Source organism: Acidovorax sp. Root217 (genome assembly GCF_001428645.1).
Taxonomy (GTDB): domain Bacteria; phylum Pseudomonadota; class Gammaproteobacteria; order Burkholderiales; family Burkholderiaceae_C; genus Acidovorax.
In genome coordinates, this window is record NZ_LMIH01000014.1 from 78,783 (window position 1) to 81,167 (window position 2,385).

Sequence of the window (2,385 nt, forward strand, 5' to 3'; positions counted from 1 at the left end):
CGAAGGCGTGAGGCCTTTGTACAGGCCGAGAAAGGCTTCAGGAAGGCGTCAAAAGGCTCCAGGTGCTCCTGAAACGGCTTTGCAACAGCGCTGGTGGAAAATGTGGCTCAGTGCGGCGGGACGGGGCTGGGCCGTATGCTCGTTGAGTGTTTCCACACAGCCTCGGCCAGAAGCAGTCGTTCGAAGGGAACCTAGGTTGCATGCAAACGCATAAAGTAACGTTGCGCGATGGAAGTTTGGCGACGCTGTATCAAGCAGAGTCGGGGCTGTGGGGCTGCCCCATATGCGGAAGCAGTGAACTTTCGACGGCCCCATATTTCGATAATGGTGCCGCGTCGTTCGAAATGTGTAGCTGCGGCTTTGAGTTCGGGTTTGACGACGATCCTAATGCGTCATCACACGCCGTCCAATGTGTGCAAGTCAAGTGGCAGCGATGGCGCACAAATTTTCTAGCTCGTTTTGTTGGGCGTCCGCAGGCAATGGCCGAGGTTTCGTTACGCTTGCGAGCCATCGGTGTAGAAACCAGTCAGTAGAACTGCGGCAATCGGCCAGAAGCCGTCACTCGGCGAACCCCAAATTTTGATGAATCCTTTACGTTGGCTCCTCAATCTAAGTGCCGCCGCTGCAGCGAAGCGCGGCGGGCAAGCGGCAGGCGCGACGGACAGACGGGCTGACGTCGGAGCCCGAACCTTTCCACCTGTGCCGAAATGGCGACCGTCGTTTGGTCAGCCCATGGACGAGCTAGTTCGAAGCGCTCGTAAGTACACGAACGGCACAAGAGATTTCGCGGTTTTTCACCATGGAACTCTTTCCGTGTTGCCCGATGGCCTGTCAGATGCGGAAGCGGAAGCTCATGCCTTGGCCGCGCTATCACGGGTTTTCCATGCGCATCCCGATATGAACCCGCTGGCGATGAAGGATAGAAACATTCTCAATCAGTACAGCAACGACGTCGTCACCGTGGTTCTAAGAGATGTCATCGATGCGCATTGGGACGAAATCCAGAGCCGGCACCTTGAGGCGTTGGCAACGGACGAGGTACTTATCACATCTTCGGGGCAGAACGTGTTCGATGACCATGGAAAGGCCGCCCTCTTTGGCCGTTGCTATATGTTCATGGACGCGCTGGAGCCACAGGTGGTCCGCCTGGAGCGTAAGCAAGAGGGTTAGCGGTGGAGAACCTGGCCTAGCCTCGCTCAAAGCCCGCTTTGGGCCCGTGGCTGCCGCTGATACGATGGCTTCCATCGGTCAGGAGCGGACAGTTGTATGCGTCCGGTCGCCTTGACTGTGTGAAAGCGACAGGCAGGTTGCGAGGTGGACAAAGCGGCTCCTATGACTTCTCTAGGAGGTAAAGTGTTGCCATCCATTTGAGCGAGTACCCGGCACGAGGACCGTCGAGATTCATGCGCAAATTTGTCGAACTTGCTTCAGAGTGGCAGCTGCAACGGGCTTTTGCGTGCCGCATGGGCACGCTTCATCAGTTCAAGACGCCCGAACGACTTCAATCCACACTCAACTGGGGCATGAGCAATGCCTTCCATTTCGACAAGGATGTGTCCGCTGCGAAGTGGGTTTCGCTTCGCGAGAGTGTCAAGCGAGTGCTGCGTGCAGATGCAGCACTGCGCGACCTCGTCAGGTTCGTTCCGTACGCTGAAGTAGGGTTGGATTTTGTTGTTCAAGCGAAGCCGCCATATGACGCTGGATATTTCCTGTGTTCGATGAACGAGTGGCTTGCCTACGGCGACGCTTTCAGGCCTTCTGTGGCTTGTGAGTTGGCGAATTCCCGTCTTCAAGCCGCAATACAACGAGTCCTGGAGAGCCTGTCGGCAACTGGTGAGACGCTGCTTGAGCACGTCATTCGCGTATCGTTCACGGAAGACCCGGCGTGCCAGTTGCAGTTCATTGAAGAGGAAGGTTGGAGCTTGTACGAGCTGCAGGTCGCCGATGAACACCTCCACCTGCTTGAAGAGAAGCGGTCTTAATCGCCATGCCCTCCGATTCCGACTTCAGAGCTTTCCTGCCGGCGCTGGAGTCGTCCTACTCGTCGTATTTCGGTTCGATGCCTGCAAGCGAGATTCTTCTAGGTGCATTGAACTGGCCGACTGGCCATTGGCCCGCGCTTGCGATAGGTTGGATCGAACAAGGCGCACCGATCAACTCTGAAATCGCGACGAGGCTTGAAACAATCGGTCGAGGACGGCAGTACGAACAACGAACTCGTCATCGGAGTCTCGCCTTGCACAAGCGCTGGACGGAACCCCAAGGATAGTGACGCGGGGGAAGTAGCGGATGTCTGCTTTTGGGCGTCCTCAATGACGGCTTTGGGCCGAGGTTGTGTGAAAACGTCGATAGACGAATTTCGGGGGGTACTTCAACCATTGCTCG

At 56.4% G+C, this 2,385-nt stretch carries 2 protein-coding genes; both read left to right on the forward strand.

All coding sequences use genetic code 11. The features are described 5' to 3' along the window. Positions 1–732 precede the first annotated feature (732 nt). Positions 733–1,170 (forward strand): hypothetical protein, encoded by a 438-nt coding sequence (locus ASE31_RS31685; protein ID WP_157412518.1) that lies wholly within the window; start codon positions 733–735, stop codon positions 1,168–1,170. Between the two features lie 233 nt (positions 1,171–1,403). Next, complete coding sequence (locus ASE31_RS16005) at positions 1,404–1,982, forward strand: hypothetical protein (protein ID WP_157412519.1); 579 nt, start codon at positions 1,404–1,406, stop codon at positions 1,980–1,982. The last annotated feature ends 403 nt before the right edge of the window (positions 1,983–2,385 follow it).